22 protein-coding genes and 1 riboswitch are annotated in these 20,340 nt (G+C 42.3%); of the genes, 9 read left to right on the top strand and 13 right to left on the bottom strand.

Annotated features, from left to right (window positions below):
• Positions 1–11: 11 nt before the first annotated feature.
• From metA to BLV00_RS05360, 7 genes are all read right to left on the bottom strand, one after another.
• Entirely contained in the window at positions 12–920 is a 909-nt protein-coding gene (metA, locus tag BLV00_RS05390) for a homoserine O-acetyltransferase MetA (protein ID WP_093043194.1), read from the bottom strand.
• Between the two features lie 214 nt (positions 921–1,134).
• Positions 1,135–2,604, bottom strand: coding sequence for a betaine-aldehyde dehydrogenase (gene betB, locus BLV00_RS05385; protein WP_093043192.1), 1,470 nt, complete (start codon positions 2,602–2,604; stop codon positions 1,135–1,137).
• A 17-nt stretch (positions 2,605–2,621) separates the two neighbouring features.
• A complete protein-coding gene (locus tag BLV00_RS05380) occupies positions 2,622–3,155 on the bottom strand; it encodes a chromate transporter (protein ID WP_093043190.1) in 534 nt (177 codons plus the stop codon).
• Between the two features lie 6 nt (positions 3,156–3,161).
• Entirely contained in the window at positions 3,162–3,746 is a 585-nt protein-coding gene (locus tag BLV00_RS05375; protein ID WP_093043188.1) for a chromate transporter, read from the bottom strand.
• Positions 3,743–4,744, bottom strand: coding sequence for an NAD(P)/FAD-dependent oxidoreductase (locus BLV00_RS05370; protein ID WP_093043186.1), 1,002 nt, complete (start codon positions 4,742–4,744; stop codon positions 3,743–3,745). Before BLV00_RS05370 ends, BLV00_RS05375 begins: the two co-directional genes overlap by 4 nt.
• Positions 4,745–4,765: 21 nt before the next feature.
• On the bottom strand, positions 4,766–5,125 hold the full coding sequence (locus tag BLV00_RS05365; RefSeq protein ID WP_093043184.1) for a Rieske (2Fe-2S) protein: 360 nt from the start codon (positions 5,123–5,125) through the stop codon (positions 4,766–4,768).
• Positions 5,126–5,127: 2 nt separating this feature from the next.
• Positions 5,128–6,198: an amidohydrolase family protein gene (locus tag BLV00_RS05360; RefSeq protein WP_093043182.1), complete on the bottom strand. Its 1,071-nt coding sequence runs from the start codon at positions 6,196–6,198 to the stop codon at positions 5,128–5,130.
• Between the two features lie 257 nt (positions 6,199–6,455).
• Here BLV00_RS05360 and BLV00_RS05355 point away from each other — a divergent pair, with 257 nt between their 5' ends.
• On the top strand, positions 6,456–8,000 hold the full coding sequence (locus tag BLV00_RS05355) for a BCCT family transporter (protein ID WP_093043180.1): 1,545 nt from the start codon (positions 6,456–6,458) through the stop codon (positions 7,998–8,000).
• A 47-nt stretch (positions 8,001–8,047) separates the two neighbouring features.
• Here the strand turns inward: BLV00_RS05355 and BLV00_RS05350 are convergent, their stop codons facing one another.
• Complete coding sequence (locus tag BLV00_RS05350; protein WP_093043178.1) at positions 8,048–9,448, bottom strand: sodium:solute symporter family protein; 1,401 nt, start codon at positions 9,446–9,448, stop codon at positions 8,048–8,050.
• A 129-nt stretch (positions 9,449–9,577) separates the two neighbouring features.
• Entirely contained in the window at positions 9,578–10,435 is an 858-nt protein-coding gene (locus BLV00_RS05345) for an STAS domain-containing protein (RefSeq protein ID WP_093043176.1), read from the bottom strand.
• Between the two features lie 287 nt (positions 10,436–10,722).
• Between BLV00_RS05345 and BLV00_RS05340 the strand changes: the two genes are divergently transcribed.
• On the top strand, positions 10,723–12,399 hold the full coding sequence (locus tag BLV00_RS05340; RefSeq protein ID WP_093043174.1) for a glycoside hydrolase family 13 protein: 1,677 nt from the start codon (positions 10,723–10,725) through the stop codon (positions 12,397–12,399).
• Between the two features lie 37 nt (positions 12,400–12,436).
• On the opposite strand, the gene BLV00_RS05335 is transcribed toward BLV00_RS05340, so the two are convergent.
• The 3 genes from BLV00_RS05335 to BLV00_RS05325 form a co-directional block, all read right to left on the bottom strand.
• Positions 12,437–12,724, bottom strand: coding sequence for a hypothetical protein (locus BLV00_RS05335; protein ID WP_093043172.1), 288 nt, complete (start codon positions 12,722–12,724; stop codon positions 12,437–12,439).
• Positions 12,717–13,121, bottom strand: coding sequence for a hypothetical protein (locus BLV00_RS05330; RefSeq protein ID WP_143030681.1), 405 nt, complete (start codon positions 13,119–13,121; stop codon positions 12,717–12,719). The genes BLV00_RS05335 and BLV00_RS05330 overlap by 8 nt, the downstream gene beginning before the upstream one ends.
• A 72-nt stretch (positions 13,122–13,193) precedes the next feature.
• Complete coding sequence (locus BLV00_RS05325; protein WP_093043168.1) at positions 13,194–13,478, bottom strand: hypothetical protein; 285 nt, start codon at positions 13,476–13,478, stop codon at positions 13,194–13,196.
• A 145-nt stretch (positions 13,479–13,623) separates the two neighbouring features.
• Here BLV00_RS05325 and BLV00_RS05320 point away from each other — a divergent pair, with 145 nt between their 5' ends.
• Positions 13,624–13,833: a hypothetical protein gene (locus tag BLV00_RS05320; RefSeq protein ID WP_093043166.1), complete on the top strand. Its 210-nt coding sequence runs from the start codon at positions 13,624–13,626 to the stop codon at positions 13,831–13,833.
• Positions 13,834–13,896: 63 nt separating this feature from the next.
• Here the strand turns inward: BLV00_RS05320 and BLV00_RS05315 are convergent, their stop codons facing one another.
• Entirely contained in the window at positions 13,897–14,499 is a 603-nt protein-coding gene (locus tag BLV00_RS05315; protein WP_093043164.1) for a MerR family transcriptional regulator, read from the bottom strand.
• Between the two features lie 260 nt (positions 14,500–14,759).
• Between BLV00_RS05315 and BLV00_RS05310 the strand changes: the two genes are divergently transcribed.
• The 6 genes from BLV00_RS05310 (at position 14,760) to BLV00_RS05285 (ending at position 20,338) form a co-directional block, all read left to right on the top strand.
• Entirely contained in the window at positions 14,760–16,241 is a 1,482-nt protein-coding gene (locus BLV00_RS05310; protein ID WP_176791332.1) for a BCCT family transporter, read from the top strand.
• Positions 16,242–16,334: 93 nt separating this feature from the next.
• Positions 16,335–17,339, top strand: coding sequence for a potassium channel family protein (locus BLV00_RS05305; RefSeq protein ID WP_093043160.1), 1,005 nt, complete (start codon positions 16,335–16,337; stop codon positions 17,337–17,339).
• 88 nt (positions 17,340–17,427) lie between these two features.
• Positions 17,428–17,530, top strand: a riboswitch (SAM riboswitch).
• A 99-nt stretch (positions 17,531–17,629) separates the two neighbouring features.
• Positions 17,630–18,964: a Na+/H+ antiporter NhaC family protein gene (locus BLV00_RS05300; RefSeq protein ID WP_093043158.1), complete on the top strand. Its 1,335-nt coding sequence runs from the start codon at positions 17,630–17,632 to the stop codon at positions 18,962–18,964.
• Between the two features lie 125 nt (positions 18,965–19,089).
• Entirely contained in the window at positions 19,090–19,374 is a 285-nt protein-coding gene (locus tag BLV00_RS05295) for a hypothetical protein (RefSeq protein ID WP_093043156.1), read from the top strand.
• Between the two features lie 59 nt (positions 19,375–19,433).
• Entirely contained in the window at positions 19,434–19,811 is a 378-nt protein-coding gene (locus tag BLV00_RS05290) for a hypothetical protein (protein ID WP_093043154.1), read from the top strand.
• A 104-nt stretch (positions 19,812–19,915) separates the two neighbouring features.
• Positions 19,916–20,338 carry a DUF4181 domain-containing protein gene (locus BLV00_RS05285; protein ID WP_093043152.1) on the top strand — a complete coding sequence of 141 codons (423 nt, stop codon included), beginning with the start codon at positions 19,916–19,918 and terminating at the stop codon, positions 20,336–20,338.
• Positions 20,339–20,340: the final 2 nt, after the last annotated feature.

Genomic DNA, 20,340 nt, shown 5'->3' with positions numbered 1-20,340 from the left:
AATTTTATCTTTTATTTCCAGGTGAATGGCGTCTCCTGATATACATAGTAATTCAGCCAGTTATAGAACATCAAATAAGCATGGGAACGCCAACGGTTCAATGGCTTCTGCTCCGGGTCATTGTCGGGGAAATAATCAACTGGTACATGAGGCTCGAGTCCTCTATTTGTATCCCTGTGGTATTCGTCTGCCAGTGTTTCGGCGTCATACTCGATGTGGCCGGTGATCATCACGTGTTTCTGATCCTTAGAAAGAATGGTACACGGACCGGCTTCCTCGGAAGAAGATAAAAGGATCAGGTCATCGTGTGCCAGGATTTCTTCCTCGGAAACACTGGTATAACGGGAATGAGGAACCACAAATTCATCATCACTCCCTCGGGCAAGCTTAATATTGTCCTGCAGCAAGCGGTGCTTGAAGACGCCTGTCAATTTCTTTGGCAAATCATATTTACCAATGTCGTAATGGTGATAAAGCGCCGCTTGGGCACCCCAGCAAATATGCATGACGGAAGTGACGTGGTCTTTCGTCCATTCCATAATCTCCGTAAGTTCTTCCCAGTACACCACCTCTTCGAATGGCAGTTGCTCAATCGGCGCACCGGTCACAATCATGCCGTCAAAACGCTGGTGTTTGATATCTTTGAAGCTTTTATAAAACTGCTGAAGGTGAGACTTGCTCACATTTTTTGATTCATACGTAGCAGTATGTAAAAACTCGACATTTACCTGAAGTGGAGAGTTACTGAGCAATCTTAGCAGTTGGGTTTCTGTCCGCTCTTTTTCTGGCATCAGATTCAGGATTAGTATATTCAAAGGACGGATATCCTGGGTTTTCGCCCGTTCTTCGTCCATCGTAAAAATATTTTCTTCTGAAAGAATTTCTCCTGCTGGCAAGTCTTTCGGGATATTAATAGGCAAACCAAGTTCCTCCTTCGAAAAAAGAATAATATATTCATTATAGCGACGTAACCCGCTTCGGGCAATGGAGATGCAAGATAAATATCATTCTATTCGGAAGTTTTTGAAAGTATACGAGATCAATAGTAAAGCTATATAAAATAAGCTTGCAGAAAAACCAAGAGGTTTCTCTACAAGCTGAGGATGCGTCCATTCTTTTTTCTGATAAAACCAATTAGAACCAATGAAGAGGCTTTGGATTGGTATTTTCAAAAACATGTTTCACTTCGGTATATTCTTCTAGTCCCAGCTTTCCGAGTTCTCTGCCGATTCCGGATGATTTATACCCTCCCCATGGGGCCTGGGCGAAATAAGGGTGGAAGTCATTGATCCAGACGGTTCCCATTCGCAGTTCACTTGATACTCTTTCTGCTTTTCGAATTTCCTTTGTCCATATAGCCCCGGCCAGTCCATACTTGGAGTCGTTGGCCAATTGGATTGCCTGCTTTTCTGTTTCAAAGCGTTCAATTGTCAAGATGGGACCGAACGTTTCTTCCTGCACAATGCGCATGGAAGTATTACAGTTGGTAAAGATGGTTGGTTCAAAAAAGAAACCTTGCTGTAGACCTTCACCTTCAGGGCGTTTCCCGCCGATTGCCAGCTCCGCTCCTTCATTGATACCGATCCTGACATAGTTTTCTACTTTTTCGCGATGTTCCGCAGAAATTAACGGTCCGGATTGGGTTGTATCTTCAAACCCACTGCCTAACTTGATTTGTTTCGTACGTTCAACCAGGGCAGTGACAAAGTCATCGTGAATATTTTTTTGTACTAATAATCGGGCACCGGCAGAACATACTTGTCCCGCGTGGAAAAATATTGCATTCATAGCCTGGTCGACTGCCGTTTCGAAATCAGCATCATCAAAAACTATATTAGGGTTTTTACCTCCAAGCTCCAGGGCGATTTTCTTAAAGTTGGCGGAGGCGGCTGTCATGACTTTGCGACCTGTTTCAATTCCACCGGTAAAGGAGATGAGATCAACCAAATGACTTTCAGCCAACACTTGTCCTGTCTTAGCTCCGTTGCCCAAAACCAGATTGACGACTCCAGCTGGAACACCGGCTTCTTCCATTAATTTTGTCACCTTTATGGTTGTTAAGGGAGTAATCTCACTAGGTTTGATGATCAGTGTATTGCCTGCCGCTAATGCTGGAGCTATCTTCCAGGCTGCCTGTAATAAAGGATAATTCCATGGTGTGATCTGGCCACAAACACCGACAGGTTCACGGACGACTTTACTTCTTGAATCCGGAATAGGTGACTCGATGACTTCCCCGCCGTCTTTATCCGCGAGACCGCCATAGTAACGAAAGACTTCAGCGATATCTTCTATGTCAGCCATGCTTTCTGTAAACGTTTTGCCGGTATCGAGGGTTTCAAGCTCTGCCAATTCTTGTTTGTCGCGTTCTATCAGCTCTGCAATTTTCAATACCATTTTTCCCCTTTCTACAGCGGGAGTATGGCGCCATTCTCCCTTGTCGAAGGCTTTTCTGGCAGCTTCGATGGCGGATTGCGTATCCTTTTCGTTTCCCTCTGCTACTTCAGCGATTACTTCCTGGTTGAATGGATTGATGATCGTTCTTGTTTGACCACTTTCGGCAGATAGCCAATGGCCATTAATGTACATCTGTTTTTCGTTCATATAGAAACCTCCTACTTTTAAAAACTATTAATCAGCACACCTAATGTTCCAGAGAGCATAATAACCCAAACCGGCGATACGTTTTTTACCAAGAGTCCAATCGAGAGAATCAAAATGAAATAAGGCGAATATTCCCTTGGATAAGTGAACAGGCCGGTTTGCAGTCCCAAACGGATTCCTGCAAATAATATGAGAGCCACAATCACCGGATGGATTCCATTCAAGCTTTGAGAAAGGAGCTTTGGCTGGGAACGGAGCGTCAACAGTTTGATCAATATCATTACCATTAGAAAAGAAGGTAGCAAATTACTGATAACAGCTATGGATGCTCCTATTATTCCAGCTGTCTGATAACCGATGAACAAAGCTGAGTTGGTCGCAATAGGCCCCGGTGATGATCCTGCAATCGCGATAATATCTGCGAACCGTTCTTGTGATATCCATTGATGTTTCAGGATTGCTTGTTCCATCAGTGGAATCATCGCGTAGCCTCCGCCAAAACCAAATAACCCTATTTTGAAAAATTCAATGAACAGGTTCAACATCAGCATGTATCATCACCTTCTATTCCAGATGCTTTGATAAATAACGCCAGCCAGTCCCCCGCCGATTATCATGAGAAAAGGGGAGACGGCAAGAATGATAAGCAATCCAGCTGATAATAAAAAAATGACCAGAGTAAAACGATCATAAATGGCTCTTTTTCCAATCTTATAAGCGGTGAACATAATGAGTCCTACAATAGCAGGCCGGATACCCTGAAAAGCACCTTGTACCAATGGCAGTTCCTGATAAGTCATATACATATAGGTCAGTATGCTAATAATGAAGGCCGCCGGGAATATTATTCCTAGAACTGCCGAGATGGCCCCCGTCAGTCCTTGCAGTGTATAACCAATGTAAATGGCCGTATTGATTGCGACGGAACCTGGTGATGATTGAGCCACTGTAACAATATTAGGGATATCATCATGCTTCATCCATTTTCTTTTATGAACGACTTCACTTTCTATATAAGCCAATATCGCTACTCCCCCGCCGAAGGTGAGCGGGCTGATTTTCATAAACACTAAAAATATTGATATGACATTTAGCTGATGGCTTTCCCCTGCTTCATTGTTTTTATAGATGGAAAAGCTCATGCTCCGCTTAACACGCTGGTGCTATGAGGGGGCTGGATTCTTGTATCAGGATCGATGAAATGCTTGGCCTGGCTGATAGCAGTAGGAGCTTCACCAAATCCGGATGCAATGAGCTTTACTTTCCCTGCATGTGTGGTGATATCACCAGCTGCGTAAATTCCGGAGATGTTTGTCTCCATCTTCTGGTTAACGATAATGGAATTCTTATCAAGCTCTAACCCCCATTCCTTTATCGCTCCAAGACTGGAAATAAAGCCATGATTGACGATCAAAGAATCGATGGCCAGATTCTCCGTTAGGTCGCCTTTATTCTCCTTTAGGGTTATAGTTTCGATACATTCTTCGGTTCCGATCAAATTTTCTATGATCATCGGTGTCTTGATCTGGACGGTAGATGCTTTAAGTTGGTTGACACTGTGTTCATGGGCTCTGAACTTATCGCGTCGATGGACAAGTGTCACCTTATCTGCAATTCCCTCAAGCATCAGTGACCAATCGACAGCAGAGTCCCCGCCGCCGGCAACACAGACCCTTTGTCCTTGGAAGGCATGCAGATCGGTTATTGAGTAGAAGAGGTTTTTCCCTTCGTATTTCCCGGCAGTTTCGTGCTTAAGCCTACGCGGCTGGAAGGCTCCTGCTCCACTTGTAATAATAACGGTTTTTGCATAGTGGATCGCTTTTGTTGTCGTCACTTTGAAAAGTTTTTCATCTAATTTTTCTACGTCCAGCACACTTTCTTCCAGGCAAATTTCAGGGTCGAATTGCTGTGCCTGTTCTTCCAGTTGGCTGACGAGATCCTTGGCACGTACTTTAGGAAAGCCGGCGACGTCATAAATGTATTTTTCCGGGTACAGAGCGGACAACTGACCGCCAAGCTGTGGCAGACTGTCTATCAATTTCACAGACATCTGCCTCATGCCGCCATAGAAGGCGGCAAATAACCCTGTCGGACCTCCACCAATAATGATGGTATCGACTACTTGATCGTTATGGTTCATTTTCATCACCTTCTTGCTCCGTTATTTATAAACAATGACATTTTCATTTTCTACCCGTACTTTAAAGCTCGGGATTTTCTTGCTGGGATTAGCTAGCATTCTTCCTTCATTTTTGATAGAAAATTCTCTTCCATGCCATGGGCAGCGGATCACTTCTCCTTCATGGCAGTAATCATACGAGCCAGGTTTACTTTTATCGGTAGTAGCTCCGCAAATCATTCCTTTATCAAGCGGGGCTCCCTGGTGGATACATTGGTTCATAAAGGCGTAAAAATTCCCGTCAGGTGTCCTGCATACCAATACTTCCTGTCTTCCAAAACTGGTTTCTTTCATTTCACCAGGTTGTATATCCGAAGTTTTACAAACTACTTGCTCTTTCATCGTTAGCCCTCCTTCTTGTTTGGCAGTTTCGGATAAAATGCTCTAGCATTTTCTGCGAATATTTTCTGCTTCAATTCAGTATCCAGGTTCGGTAAGGCACGATAAGGAGAGTCATAATCCCAGTGTGGATAGTCTGTAGAGAAGCATAGCATTTCGTCTGTCCCCATTTGTTCAAGCAGTGACATGAATTCTTTCTTAGTCAATTCTTCCGCAGGTTGGGTAGTGAATCGGACTTGCTCTTTCATAATCTGGCTTGGTTTCCTCTTCAGCCATGGTACTTCATGGCGTAAGTCCCTGTATTGCTGGTCCATTTTCCACATTAAATGAGGGATGAAGGTGAAGCCACCTTCAATCATCATCAGCCCAAGATTCGGGAACTTATCGAAAACCCCATTGAACATCATGCTGGTGATTTGTTTCATATGGGCCGTAGGGATCAGCGTGTGCCATTCGATGAAATATCTTGGCCACTTCCCATAGTAGACTGGTGGTTCATTATGGTGCATGCCAATCATTAAATTGTGTTTTTCAGCAGCTTCAAAAATCGGGTGGTAGAAGGGGTCGCCCCACATAATGTCATCGATTGGCAGCAGGACCTGTACCATCTTCGGATGGGGACCGATTCTATCAATCTCTTTAATAGCAGCATCGCGATCTTGTGCTGCGATATGAACGGACCCATATAATCGCTCATCTTTCTCCAGCCAGTTCTCAATCTGCCAATCATTATAGGCAGACGCCAAAGCAACAGCCATTTCATGCCAGCCGTGCATGGAGGAAGGGGACGGGTCTAATGCACTGGTTAAAATCCCGACTTCATGACCGATATCATCCAGGAGTTGTTTTTGCATAAATTTCAGGTCGGAGCCTGCAGGCCGTCCATCCGGAATTTTAGCGTCTGCACGATCCACTCCAGCTACCGAAGGCTGGGTGTAGGGCATGTGTTTTTCTTGAATCCAATGACAATTAGTAATGTAGTGTTTATAAGGTTCATCCAGGTATTCGAGGATATCCTTATATTGCACACGTTCATGAATATCTGTATCAACGATGGGTATTTGGTATTTAGGCAAAGTGTATTCCTCCCTTTTCTTGGTTTGCACATGTGTTACATCGTATCAGCAGCCTGAAAAGTCTCCAAACCTACTAAAGCGTGATGAGTGGCAGTTAGATATTTCAGTGAAGCTCAGTGAAGCTCAGTAACGTTCAGTGACAGTTTTTTAATTTTTTGATAAATTTGCAATTAAACAGAAATCTATGTAATATATGAAACTGTTGCTGTCGCCCACTTATGAACAATTTGTCTATTAATACACAGAGAGGTGATTATATGAAAAATGCAACATCAGTTTTTTGGTATGGTCTTGCTGTATGTGGATTATTTGTGTTGTGGGGAGTAGTCGCACCCGAGCACTTGAAGACTGTTACTTCCGATATAACCGGGGCTATATCCACACGATTTGGATGGTATTATTTACTTATCATTGTAGTAATGCTGGTTTTTTGCGTTTATTTGATTTTTTCCCGGTTCAACCATATTAAGCTTGGGAAAGAGGATGACCAGCCGGACTTCAATCTCCCGACCTGGTTTGCTATGCTGTTCAGTGCCGGAATGGGGATGGGGCTTGTATTCTGGACGACCGCGGAACCGATTTCCCATGCGTTCAATAAAAGTCCGGTCGCGCCTGAAGGGTCTCCTGAGGCCATTAAACAGGCGCTTCAATATTCATTTTTTCATTGGGGCATTCATGCATGGGCAGTATATGCCATTGTAGCGCTTGTATTGGCATATTTTAAATTCCATAAAGGTTACCCCGGGTTAATCAGTGCTACACTGGTTCCATTGTTCGGGGAGAAACAGATGCAGGGGATTGCAGGTAAATTGATCGACATTTTAGCTGTAGTAGCAACTGTGGTAGGTGTAGCAGCGACGCTCGGGTTTGGGTCTGCTCAAATTAATGAGGGACTAGCTTTTCTATTCGATACTCCAAGTAATTTCTCTTCTCAACTAATCATTCTTGTAATATCTACGGCTCTATTTATTTTTTCAGCCTGGTCAGGCCTCAGTAAGGGTATTAAATACTTAAGTAACATAAATATGATACTGGGCTTTGCTCTCATGGTCCTTTTATTAATCGTGGGACCGACCATATATATTCTGAATATGTTCACCAATTCTCTAGGGGGATATATAACTAATTTCTTTGAAATGAGCTTTCGGATAGCTCCTTTGAATGAGGGGAATCGCTCCTGGATTGATGGCTGGACGATCTTCTACTGGGCATGGTGGATCTCCTGGTCACCATTTGTAGGAATCTTCATTGCCAGAATTTCTAAAGGCCGGACAATAAAAGAATTCATGTTGGGTGTATTATTTGTCCCGGCAATTGTATGCTTCATTTTCTTTGCTGTATTCGGGGTATCTGCTCTCGATATACAGCAGCAGGGAATCGATGTCATTTCTGATTATCCGATGGAGACAGCGACATTTGCTACGCTCCAGCATTATCCTATTGGGGAATTCATGTCCCTCCTGACTATCATCGTCATCGCGATATTTTTTATTACTTCGGCGGACTCTGCTACATTTGTACTGGGAATGTTAAGTACTTCAGGTTCATTGAATCCTTCTGGTTCCGTGAAAATTCTTTGGGGATTATGCTTATCGGCAATGGCAGCCATTATCGTTTATTTTGGAGGTACCCAAGGACTTCAAAATGTACTTATCATAGCGGCACTACCTTTTTCCGTTGTGATATTAATGATGGGATACTCCTTCTTCCGAGCTGCTAATAAAGAAGTTGTATCTAAACGAAGTAAAAAGAGGAAACAGACGAAAGGAACGACAAGTCCCCCTCGTACCGAATCTCTATAAACAGTAATAAAACCAGACCTTCTCTATTAGGTCTGGTTTTTCCTTTATTATAATTTAGTTGTTTTTTTTGAATTCGGAGTGATTAGCGTTACCACAATCAATACGACGACTGCAACCGGCAGTGCTACGATGACACTATTTAATTCAAACGGTTTGGCTAGTGGTATTTCCCAAATAAGAGTGGTCAGTACTCCAGCAACCATCGACGATACACCACCAGCAACATTAACCCGTTTCCAAAAGAATACTGCCAATAATGCTGGGGTAAATCCAGCTCCGTATACTGTGTAAGCATACATTTGTACCTCGAGGACCGTAGGGAAAAAACTAATTAAAATATAGGCAAAGACACCGAGAATAACGATAAAGAGTTTAGTCATCTTTAATAACTCACGATCCGAAGCGTCTTTTTTAATATACTTGCCGACAATGTCATACGTCACGTTAGTAGCGGCAGATAATAAATAAGAGTTGCCGGTAGTTACGATGAAGGCGGTAGCAGCTGCAAGCAGAATTCCTCCGACTGCTGTAGGCATAACAACGGTAGTTGCCATCAATGCCATACCAGGGTCGATGTCAGGAAACATCGAACGTGATGCAAAGGCTATGAAGGAAATAGATGGAGAAATGAGAATCATACCGATTAACCAGCCGATTTGTGCTTTCTTCGATGATTTATCCCCACTTGAAGAGGCCAGCCTTTGATACATATTTTGATCGCCTAATAATAAGAAGAGGGAAGGTAATAAGAACCCTAGTAGCTGCGCATTACTGAGGGTACTCGTAGCAGTCAAGTGCTCGGCAGGAACATTGGAAGTTATTGTATCCCAGCCTCCTGCAATTACGATGATGGTTGGAAGTGTAATGAATAAAGCCGCAATAGCGAGAAAGGCACTTAATGCGTCGGTCGGGGCAACCGAACGTAACCCTCCAATTGTAGCAAGAAATATAATCATTACTGCCCCGATAATGGTTCCTGTCTCAACAGATATTCCTGTGGTTAAGTTCAATATAAAGCCTAGTCCGGTCATCTGATAAGATACAATTCCTACAAATGCCAGAATAATGATAATGCTGGCAATCATTCGTGCAGTTTGTCCGTACTTTTCTTCTAAAATTCCAGAAACAGTATACTTACCGAACGCTCGTATTTTTGGAGCAATTAAATATAAAATAGCAATACCCACAAGCGTTGGAATCATCATAAGCAGTGCTGGAATAATTCCATAACTGAATGCCATGGATGTTTCGCCGCCTGAGATACTTCCGCTTCCTGTCCAGGTAGCGAGCAAGGTTCCGGTTAAAACAACGGTTCCTAGTCCTTTTCCAGCTAAGATGAAGTCTTCGCTGTTGGAGATTTTACGTGAAAAGTAAATCCCCATCAGGATCATAATTACCCCATATGCTCCTACAAACCAGAGCAGGGCAGGGGTGTTTGTGATTTCCAAAATAATCTCTCCTTTTTAAGTCTTGTTGCCCTTGGATATTATTACACTTTACATAAAAAAATTCAAAAATGGCTGGGGGGATGTCTTTAAGAGCGAAAAAAAGAAGTCCTTAAATCAGGACTTCTACAGTTATTTTAAGTGAGTATTTACTTCTATTCTTTTTATCCCACAGTCTTCCAGTGCCTGGTGAAGGCTTGCGAATGTTTTGATCCCTTTGAAGTTGATTCCTAACGAGGTGATGGTTTGAGCTATTTGGGGACGTATACCGCTTATCCGCGTTTCGATGCCCAATAGATTCAATGAATTGATGATGGTGAATAGTTCATTGCTCACCATAGTGTCTAACACTGGAACGCCAGAGATATCAAAAATCACTTCCTCGAGACCAAGGCGATTGGCCTCTGTCAGGGCTACTTCATTGATTAAAGCTGCCCGATGGGTATCGATAGCTCCGACAAGTGGAATCACGGCAAGGCCTTCAGCAATAGGAACTATAGGAACCGACAGTTCTTCCAGTGCGCTATGAGCAGTATCAGCGATCAATTGTTGGTGCTCCTCATGCACTCTGCCGTATACACGGGTTACGATATCGACGAGCCTGTCAATTTTTTTAGAGATCTCTATCACTGTTCTTGGGCTGATATGCTGCTGGTCTAATTCTTCCTGAAAAAAATCCCAGATGGTAGGTTGAAAAAAAGAAATGACCCGGAGTGCCTGCGTCAGTGATACATCATATTCGATGGTTCGCTTAGCGGCTACTTCAGCCCAATCACGCACCTGTTGCTGCACTTCATTTTCATTTTTATATAGAACTTCACCAAAAGATTTAAATAAATCTGCCCTAATCTTGTAATATTCAGCTTCTGGCATACCTGTATCCGCGAAATTATCCGGATAAACTTTCATGACTTCTTCATTGAAGGTCTCTGTCAGCTCATAGCGATTGTCCACTATCTTTTCTCCTGTATATTGGAACTCCTTTTGCATCGCAGATTCTCCTCTATATTCGACCTTTTTATCGAAATAAAACCTTAACTTCAATCTTTTATTATCATACCAAAAAACTGGATATAAACAAGCAATGCAGATATAGCATAAGAATTGGATTGTAATCGATTTCAATTACTACTTGACAATAGATAGCAGCAATTATACGATAAATACAGAGAATCAGTAAAGGTCGCTTTTCGGCCTTGTTATTTTTTTGTCTATTTGTGCAATCGATTGCACATAATCTATATATTAAAACGACAACAGGTTAGGAGCAGGCTATTATGAGCAGGAAATGGTGGAAAGAAGCAGTAGCATATCAAATTTATCCTCGCAGTTTCATGGACTCTAACGGGGATGGAATCGGCGACATTCAGGGTGTCATTTCCAAACTGGATTATCTGAAGAATCTCGGCATAGATGTGATTTGGATTTGCCCTATTTACAGCTCTCCGAATGACGATAATGGTTATGATATCAGTGATTATAAAGGCATCATGGAGGAATTCGGAACGATGGCTGATTTTGAACAGCTGTTGAAGGAAGTGCATAAGCGCGGCATGCGACTGATCATGGATCTCGTCATCAACCATACATCCGATGAACATCCGTGGTTTATCGAATCCCGCTCTTCCAAAGATAACCCATACCGTGATTATTATATCTGGCATCCCGGGAAAGACGGCAGGGAGCCGAACAATTGGGAATCGATTTTTGGCGGGTCAGCATGGGAGTTTGAGCCGAAGACAAAAGAGTATTACATGCATGTGTTTTCCCGGAAGCAGCCCGATTTGAATTGGGAGAACCCGGAAGTACGTGAAAATCTTTATGAAATGGTCAATTGGTGGCTCGACAAAGGGATCGACGGATTCCGTATCGATGCGATTTCCCATATTAAAAAAATCCCTGGCTTCCCTGATTTGCCTAATCCGGAAAACAAGAAGTATGTTCCTTCCTTCGAAGGGCATATGAACCGTGAAGGCATTCAGGTTTTCCTGGAGGAACTGAAAGAAAAGACGTTCGACAATTACGACATCATGACCGTTGGAGAAGCAAACGGTGTCAAAGTCGAGCAGGCTGAGGAATGGGTCGGCGAGGAAAATGGCAAGTTCAATATGATTTTTCAATTTGAGCATTTGGACCTCTGGGGCAAAAGCACCAATGGCAAACTCGATATCCACGCTCTAAAAGAAACATTGACCAAGTGGCAAAAGGGGCTCGAAGGCAGAGGTTGGAACGCTTTATTCCTGGAAAACCATGACCAGCCGAGGTCAGTTTCTACCTGGGGAAACGACAAGGAGTATTTAAATAAGTCGGCAAAAAGTCTGGCGACGCTGTATTTTTTAATGCAAGGGACGCCATTCATTTATCAGGGGCAGGAAATCGGCATGACCAATGCAAAGTTTGATTCTATTGATGACTACGATGACGTCGCCATTAAGAATATGTATTACAACGATTTGGAAGAGGGGAATTCTCACGAAGAGATCATGGAGGTCATCTGGAAAAATGGCCGAGACAACTCCCGGACGCCGATGCAATGGAATGATACCGAGAATGCGGGTTTTACAACCGGAACACCATGGCTGAAGTTGAACCCAAACTATACAGAAATCAATGTACAAAAAGCGATGAATGATCCAGACTCCGTATATCATTACTATAAGCAGCTGATTGATTTGAGAAAAGGCAGTGACGTTCTTATATATGGCAGCTATGACCTTGTATTGGAAGGTTACGATAGTATTTATGCCTATTCTCGTACTTTGGACGATGAAAAGGTCCTTGTTTTCACGAATCTTTTTGAAGAAGAGGCTGTTTTGGAACTGCCGGCAGATCAACAGGACAAAGAGGCAGAGCTTTTGATCAGCAACTATGACATTGATCCAGGAGAAGGTTTAACGTCTGCAACATTCAAACCTTATGAGGCTCGCGTTTATAAACTGAATTCATCTAAATAACTACAAGAAATGCACCTATCAACGATAGGTGCATTTCTTAATTGGTTAACGAGATAAAAACTAAAGCAGCTATGGAGGCGAGGAAAATACTGTATAGAAGAAGCCATGATTTCAGTAGAATTGATCCATGCTTTATCACCTTGGTCAACTTGTCTTTTCTAGTTGTCCAGGCTTTGTACTCTTCTTCACTCTTCATGTTATTGATTTTTTTATTCCAAAACCTTTTTCCTTCTTCAGTGAACTGGAACCAATAAATCGACAATGATCCTCCTAATAGTATGGAACCTTGGCTTAGCCATTTTAATATAGGTATGAAATTATCCATCTTTTGACTCCCATATGTTTTGCTTCTTTTTATTTTCTTCTAACTGTTTAATATACGGCTTTTCTTTGGAAAGCTTAATGATAAGAGCAAGGACCAGTAAGGCGAAAAGACTGACAGGGCTACCTCCTCTGGTAGTATCAACCTCAAGCCACTGCTGATAAAAATCCCGGGGGATAAGTTCAAGTAATACAGAAAAAATTTCTCCTGATCCAATAGGTATCAAAGTAAATATAATTCCTTTAAGGATGGGATCGACCCCAAGAAAGACCAGGAGATACAAGAGGATGCCAATAAAAAATAGGGTGAGGCGCTGTCCCCATATTAAAGATACACTGGTCCAAATTAGAGAACCAATCAGTAATAGGATAATGCTAATAAGGGTAATCAAGTAAAGCAAATAGTTGTTCCGAAGTTTATGTACCATATATTTCAATTCATTACACACACCTGTATATGTATTAGTTTTATTTTATTTTCCTGCTTTTTTTCTGTACGCTTTGAAGCTCTCAGAAACTCTGCTGATCGCAATCAATTGGGAAAGAGTAAGTAAAATAAGAAATCCCATGACTACTAACGTTTCAAGGACGGTACCCTTAGCTAAAATACCAATTACTATCCCTAATCCTGCACCTAACAAAATTGAGGGGTACAATTTAGCTTTTAAGATTGCACCTTTGTTTTCATATCGTTTTAAGACAAATAAACCCACTATAAGAAGAATAGCTGTGGAGCTGATAAAAATTACTGTATCCAAAATAAAACCTCCTAATTAAATTCCAGCACCACTATAACAAACTCCTATTATATATAGGCGTGGAAATATCATCCATCTCATGTTCATTTGTTTCGGAGGCATGAAAAATAGAGCTTAGCAAAAGCTAGAGGTTGAGGTGATAAATGTGAAAAAGCAGCCGGAAAAGAAATTTAATATCCCTACGGGGGCAAATGGTACAGGGGAAATAGGCATGCAAAATACGGTAAAGTCCAATCAGCCATTTGACGCCGAGGATAGACTTTCTGGAGACTCAGTGGATGAACATAAGAAAATCGAGTCTTTCAACGAGAGTCAGGCGGAAAAGGAGATCGGCCAGGCTTTCAATAATTCATGATGGCTACAAATAAGAACCCAACCGCAAATTTTAGCGGTTGGGTTCAATTCGTTACTTCAGCCATCAGTGATTCACCTGCTCTCTAACTGTTATTTTTTTACTGTTGAATAAGCGTGACCAAAAGCTTTCTTTCTTTTTTTGTTCCATCATTTCTTTCAGCGTTTTCATTAATAGCTCATCTCTCCTGCTAATGTTGCTGATTACTGCTTCATGAGAGGCCTTACTTGTTTGATGGATATGCTCAAATTGTTCTCTCAGTTCTTCGAATTCTTTCTTACGTTCCTGATTCTGCCTATGAAAGGTATCATTCTGTTCCCGAAGTAAGTTGTTCTGTGCTTTTATCTCTTGAAGGAATGCTTCATATCCATCCTGGATGGTGTTGATAACTGGCTTCGGCAGGAGGTCATTTGAGTCATCCTTGGTTTTCATCGTAAAAGAACTTCTCAATACATCCCGTATTTTTTCTTTCGGTTCTCCTCTTCCTTTCAGCTTCTCAATCGTCATAAAAATTTCGAGCGCTTCGTCTTCGTAACGCCTACTTCTTCCACTTCCCACAGACGGTATGAATTCCGAAAACTGCTCTTTCCAGGATTGTAAGGTCGGGCGCGGCCGATTCATCTTTTTGGCAATGTCAGCCAGGGAGTAAGTCCGTTCGTAATCGATCATTAACACCTCCTTTCGTCAAGTGATCATAGAGCACCAAATATCAAGTTATGTTATATGGTGAATTCGCTATTGTCTTTGAAATTTCCTTTGATGAAAAATAGGAGCTTTTAAGATATATTGTTAAAATTTGGAGCTTTCTTTAGTATTGGTGAATGGTAAATAATTTGTTATTCCGGCACACCCACTAAAATAACTAGAATTCTCCATGGTTCTCCTCACATACATATAACTTAGAAGACTGAAAGGTAAGGGGTGTGTATTTGAAAAAGTCATTGATCGATTGGCCGTTCTTTCTCGTGGCGTTTTTGTCCTTGTTAATACTATGCAGCATTGTTTTTTTCTACCCGAATGTTACACATACCTGGTTGGAACAGATGCATGTACAATTAACGGATATGACAGGGGTCCTGTATTTATGGATCGGTTTTTCTTCTTTGATTTTTTTAATATGGGCAGCTTTTAGCAAGCACGGGCAAATTAGGCTTGGTAAAAAGGATGAGTCGCCGGAGTTCTCTACATTCAGTTGGATTTCCATGATTTTTTGCGCGGGTATTGGGTCGGGAATTATGTATTGGGGAGCGATTGAGTGGGGGTATTATTATCTTGAGCCTCCGCTGGGTCTCATTCCTGGTACACCATTTGCAGTGGAATGGAGTGCGGCTTATGGATTATTCCACTATGGACCGACAGCGTGGGCGATTTATTGTCTGCCTGCACTTCCGATTGCTTATCTTTATCATGTGAAAAAAGTTCCGATTCTTAAAATCAGCGAGGCTTGCCGCCCAGTGCTGAATCATCATACCGATGGTTTCGTGGGAAAGTTGATTGATATGTTCTTTATGATCGGTTTGCTGGGAGCGTCCGGGACAACCCTCGGCATCAGTATACCGATGATGGCTGAAGGGGTAAAACGGCTCACCGGAATACAGCATACTTATCTTCTGGATATCATCCTGCTCCTCGTCTGTACGATTGTGTTTGCGGTCAGTGTTTTTGCTGGAATGGAAAAAGGGGTGAAACGGCTAAGCAATATAAATGTCTATTTAGTTTTCTCTTTGCTCATATTTGTCACCATATTTGGACCGACTTTTTTCATTTTAGAGATTTCGACCAATAGTGTCGGGCTTGTCCTGAATAATTTCTTCCGCTTGAATACGTGGATGGATCCGATTGCGCAGTCAGGTTTTCCGGAAAAATGGACAATCTTCTACTGGGCCTGGTGGATTGTCTATGCTCCTTTTATCGGTTTGTTTATTGCTAAAATATCCAGGGGAAGGACGATCAAGGAAATGATACTGGGGACGATTATTTTTGGCCCCGTCGGCTGCTGGCTATTTTTCTTTGTACTCGGAAACTATGGCCTTTATCTTCAGAATACGACTCAATTAGATGTAGCGTCAATGATCAAGCAGGGTCATTCAAATGAAGCGGTTATTTCTATTATTCACTCGCTGCCCTTCGGCGATTTCACCCTGATTTTATTTTTGATCCTGGCTATAATCTTTGTAGCAACCACCTATGATACCTCATCTTATATGCTGGCTGCTGTAACCCAACGAAAGATTGAGGGCGAACCGATCCGGTTGAATCGCTTGTTTTGGGCTTTTTCGCTTGCACTTCCGCCAATGGCCTTGTTGATCATAGGAGGATTGACATCCTTGCAGGCTGTCACATTGTTAGTTGCCATCCCTTCATGTATTATCATGGTACTTTTATCGCTATCGTTTTTAAAATTGTTATAGTTCTGTTTTTCTTTCCATGGTTCTTTTCGTTATACTATGGAAAAGAAGAGGGATTAAATTTATTATAAACGATAGGTAATCGAGGTGGCAGCTTTGGAGAAACGTAAAATTACTGTTTCACTTATTTTCCTGCATGCAATCGTATTTTTAGGAATCATTGGTTATATGATTACGGAAAATCTAAGTTTCTTTGATTCTCTATGGCTTGCAGTCGTTTCCATTCTGACAATCGGTTATGGGGATATAGCCCCGGTTACGAAAAGCGGGAAAGTAATGACCTTAATTTTGATCCCAATTGCCATTGGCTTGACCACCTACATGCTAGCTCAATTTGCGGGTGCGATTATAAGCGGAAAGATATCCAGTAATATGAGGAGACGGAAGATGAATCAAAAAATGGAGAACCTGAATGACCATCTCATCATTTGTGGTTATGGAAGAGTGGGGCAGCAAGTATTTCACCAATTACATAGAGAAAAACACGCGATGGTCATTATAGAAAGAGATCCTGAGGTAATTAAAAACCTGCCCGAAGAGGTTGTATATGTTGAAGGAAATGCTACGGAAGATGACGTTTTACTACAGGCAGGATTGGAACGTGCGAAGGGGGTTGTTGTAACCCTTCCCAATGATGCCGACAATGTATTTATCACTGTTACTGTCAAAGGGATAAAACCTGATATTCTTACGGTGGTTCGTGCTGAAAGGGAGTTTTCCGAGGAGAAGTTATACCGTGCTGGCGCTGATAAAGTCATCAACACCTCTAACATAGGGGGAAAAAGAATGGCTACAGCAATTACCAAACCGATTAGTGTAGAGTATGTGGAAACCATCCTCCATGATCAAAGCAATGAATATAATATTGAAGAAATTTTGGTTTCTTCCACTTCCCACCTTCGGGATAAGACATTAAAAGAGTCTCGAATCAGGGAAGAGTACGGCATCAATATTGTTGCGATAAAACGGGATGATCAAATAATCAGCAACCCTTCAGCTGCTGAGGAGCTGAATGCCAACGATCTAGTGATTGTATTCGGAAAATCCACTCAGTTGAAGCTATTTGAAAAAGCCGCTATCAGTAATTCCCATAGCTTATAAAACGAGATGGAAAAATCAAGTTCTTGCATCCAGTTTCCGTCTATTGTACTGTGAATTACAGTGCTGATAAAACTAAAACTTCATAGTTATCTTATCAAGAGAAGCAGAGGAACTGGTCCGTTGAAGCTTCAGCAACCTCCCGAATGGGAAGGTGCTAATTCCAGCAAGTCATTGAACTTGGCAGATAAGAAGGAAAGTAAATCAAAGCCTTCTTGCGCCTGCAAGAGGTTTTTTTATTACGAAAAAATCCACCCAGAATGGACATAATGTAAGTAATTGGAGGGAAATGTATGCAAGATAAAAAAATAACAGGAAATCCGCTTTCGCTGATTCCGTTTGGGATATTCATCATACTATTCATAGGTTCAGGGGTTGTCACGGGGGACTTTTACAAGATGCCCGTCCTCGTTGCTGTTTTCGTTGCTGTTTTTGCTGCATTATTTATGAATCGAAAAGAGAGTTTTCAAACGAAAGTGATGCAGCTTGCTGAAGGAGGTGGACACCCGAATATCATCTTGATGGTGATCATTTTCTTATTGGCGGGTGCGTTTGCCTCTGTCGCAGAAGGAATGGGAGCGGTTGAGTCGACGGTCAACCTCGGATTGACGTTCTTGCCGCAGAGTTTGCTTGTCGTGGGGCTGTTCCTCATTGGCTGTTTCATCTCGATTTCCATGGGGACGTCGGTCGGAACCATCGTTGCCCTTGCCCCGATTGGAATCGGGGTTGCAGAGCAGGCAGGCATCCCGGTCGCACTGGTAATGGGAGCGGTTATCAGCGGCGCGATGTTCGGGGACAACTTGTCGATTATTTCTGACACGACAATTGCCGCTGTCCGGACACAAGGTACTAAAATGAAAGACAAGTTTAAAGCGAACTTATTCATCGTCCTTCCAGCGGCTGTCATAACAGCGGTGGTTTTTGGTGTGTTGAGTTCTGACGCTGCCGGCTCTTTAGATGAAAGCCATCCATTTAACCTGATAAAAGTATTGCCGTACCTTTCCGTGCTCGGTTTTGCGATAGCTGGGGTCAATGTCATCTTTGTACTGATCGGCGGTATTGTTTTTGCGGGGATTGTCGGGTTTGCTCTTGGAGAGTTTTCTCTCATGGATTTTGTTACGTTGATCAGTGAAGGTTTCACAGGCATGCAGGAACTGACTATGCTCGTCATCTTGCTTGGTGGATTGGTAGAACTGATTCGCCGGAATGGCGGCATTGATTACCTGCTGGAAAGTATAACGAAGCGGATTGTTAGCAATAAAGGCGGGGAATCAGGAATTGCCGGACTGGTCACAGCGGTCAATCTGGCGACAGCCAACAACACGATTTCAATCATAACCGCCGGTCCGCTGGCAAAGCAGATTTCAGAGCGGTTTGCTATCGACAATCGGAGATCAGCCAGTCTTCTTGATATCTTTTCCAGTGCTGTTCAGGGTCTGATTCCTTATGGCGCACAGATACTGGCAGCTGCTGGAGTAGCGAAGATTTCTCCAGTGGAAATTGTCCCTTACAGCTTTTACCCGATGCTGCTAGCCGTATCAGGGATACTCGCCATTGTTTTCCGATTCCCGAAGTTCACCCGGACACCGGTGGAAAAAAGAAAAAAAGTAGATGCGACTTCTTCATAACAGGCAGGCTCCGTAATAGTGCGGAGCCTGTTTTTTTGTTCCAACTGACTCTCATCATTGAAAACTTTTTCTGGAGTTGTTCGTATATATAGTTAGTAAACGGGGAAAGCGGGAGGAACACTTGGATGACAAGCTTATTATGGATTGGTTTCTTCCTCTTCTTATTGCTCGGAGTTAGCAGATTGATGGGGGAGCGGAAAGGTAATATTACGTTTGATAACTATTATCTTCACTTAAAAGACCAAGTCCGTGTCATTACGGAAGAATTACATGCCCAGGGCAGGGAAGTGGAATGCATCTATTATCGCACGTTCCTGGTTGATGGCGAGGATTATCTGCTGCGTGAAGCGCATGTCAGAGGGGATCAACGGCTGTTTCTGAAAAAAATCGATCGCAGGAAGAACCATTAAATGGAAGGCTGGTGCATAATATAGCGTATATAAGTTTTAAGATTTTGTGGAGGTGAACGATGAAAGTAAAGCTCTGGATGATTCTATGTTTTATGATAGTGATGATGGCCGGTTGTTTCGGTCAAAAAACACTAGAGTTTCATGGTAAAAGTGAAAGATGGGAAGTCAAATACCAGGCCGATATTAGAGGAGAAGACAGTGAATCGACCAGCTTTAAAATAAGGTTTATAGGTGAAGGAGAGCCACCGGAGAAGATTGGATATAAGATTGATAGTCCATCTGGGGGAGCCGCTGGTAATGATCATTTAAAAAATGGGGTCCTGGATTCTGCTGGGGCCAGTTGTTCTGGCTGCGCGATTACCAGGGAAGATCATAAGATAAGTGTAACGATTGAATGGGATGGAGAAACAGAACGGATGGTTTTAGAAAATGAATAAAAAGACTTTATTTAGCGCTGCTTTTAATAAGCAGGCGCTTTTTTACAGCAATAAAGTATTGTTTTAATTTTCTGTTTTTGAAATAATTGGTAGGGATAGAGTTGATGGAAATGGAACAATATGGCCCTCCACCTGGTTTTTGGCTGGATTTCCTAAATGTCATGGCATTGGTGATTTATATGGTGATCCTAATCCCAAGTTTCCTTCGCCGTATTATGAAGGCAGATAAACAACCATTGTTTTTCCATAGTTATCTGAACCCGCTTCACAAAAAAGGAGCTATTGGGATTCGTATAGTTGGATTAATAGCATTTATTATTTTAGTCATCTTATATCCGACTCAGTATACACTTTTTGTCGTCCCGTTTGTCATTAATATGACTGAGTTAGGCTTTAGGGCTTATATGGAATGGGATGTTTCTGATAACCGTAGCAACTATAAGGTGACGCTGATTGAGATATTTTTATCAACCCTGGCGATTTCATGGGTTTTATGGTGGCTGGGGAACAATGTAATGTCATGGTAAAG

The sequence above is a fragment of the Thalassobacillus cyri genome, from assembly GCF_900107755.1.
Taxonomy (GTDB): Bacteria; Bacillota; Bacilli; order Bacillales; family Halobacillaceae; genus Thalassobacillus; species Thalassobacillus cyri.
The sequence above is the reverse complement of the archived record's forward strand: the minus strand, read 5'-3'. Positions and strand labels throughout refer to the sequence as shown.